The following is a 1,641-nucleotide window of genomic DNA, read 5'->3' on the forward strand; positions in this document are numbered from 1 at the left end:
CGCTCTTCCGATCTGTACGACTGGGATTGAGTTTGCCTTTCCATGGGCAGATGTTGCCAATAAACACATCAATGAAATTGTCGACTTTGCCGAAGTATTTTTAAATCATCAGCATCTTACAGACATGCTGACTCAATACATGGTAATGCTGGAAACCACCAAAAGCCTGATGGTGCTGCGTCCCTATCAGATTTATGCGGTGCAGAAAATTGTGGAGCATGTGCAAAACTCCGATCAGAACGGCTATATCTGGCACACTACAGGTTCAGGTAAAACCCTGACTTCATTTAAAGCCAGTCAGATCATCATGAATATGCCTGATGTAGAAAAGGTCTTGTTTGTGGTGGATCGTAACGACCTCGACACACAAACCTCACGTGAGTTTAATGCTTTTAAAGCGGAGAGTGTGGATAGCACAGACAGCACGCATACTTTGGTAAAACAACTCGATCAACGCCACGACAAACTGATTGTGACCACCATCCAAAAGTTAAATCGTGCGATTAGCACAGACCGCTATTTAGAATCGATTGATTATCTTAAAAATAAAAAAGTGGTGTTTATCTTTGATGAGTGTCACCGTAGCCAATTTGGTGAGACTCATCAGAACATTAAAAAGTTCTTTAGTAATGCACAGATGTTTGGATTCACGGGAACACCGATCTTTGAGGAAAATAGTCAATCTAAAGCAGGTTTGAAACTCACCACAGATTATTTATTCAATCAATGTTTGCATCAATATGTCATTGTGGATGCAATTCGAGACCGCAATGTATTGCAGTTCCAGATTGATTACCGTGGCAAATATACTGCTAAAGGCATGGCAAGCAATGACCAGTTTGATGAGGCGAGCTCGGCTGGGGTTTTTGACCCCCTAAATCCCCCTTATCAGGGGAACTTGCCAACACTTAATTCCCTCCCTGCAAAGGAAGGAGAGGCTTTACCCCTTCCCCTTTTAAAGGGGAAGGTCGGGATGGGGTTAATAGAAAATCATGAGCAATTTGACGAAGATGTCGAGGGGATTGATACCCAAGAGCTATATGACAATCCGCAGCGATTAGAAATGATCGCACGTTATATCGTTGAGACACATGACACCAAAACCAAGAATCGTGAATTTACCGCAATGTTTTGTGTGAGTTCAGTTGATACCTTGACCCAATATTACGACCTATTTGAGAAAGTCCAAGCGGAAAAGCAACAACAAGACGAAGCGGAGGGGCGATTATTTAAACCTCTCACCATTGCGACCATTTTCTCCTACGGTGCGAATGAAGCTGTTGAGAACAACGACCAAAATGGATTGATTCAAGAAGAATCAACGGATACTCCGAACCAAATAAATCAGTCTAGTCGTGATAAATTGGATCGCTATATTGCCAATTATAATGCTCAGTTCGGCACGAATTATAACTCTGGTGATGGATTCTATGCCTATTACCGTGATATTGCAGATCGGGTAAAGAAAAAGCAGATTGATATTTTACTGGTCGTAAATATGTTCCTCACGGGCTTTGACTCAAAGCCGTTAAATACCTTGTATGTCGATAAGAACCTTAAATATCATGGTCTAATTCAGGCTTTTTCACGGACTAACCGTGTCTACAATGATAAAAAACCATTCGGGAATATTATTAGCTT

1 protein-coding gene is annotated in these 1,641 nt (G+C 41.5%); it reads left to right on the top strand.

Features of this window, described 5'->3' with window-relative positions; translation table 11 throughout:
- Positions 1–1,641 (top strand): type I restriction endonuclease subunit R (locus B4H32_RS03745; RefSeq protein ID WP_286800047.1); only part of this gene is annotated, 1,641 nt, incomplete at both ends.

It is taken from the genome of Acinetobacter sp. UBA2063, from assembly GCF_002333245.1.
GTDB lineage: Bacteria > Pseudomonadota > Gammaproteobacteria > Pseudomonadales > Moraxellaceae > Acinetobacter > Acinetobacter parvus.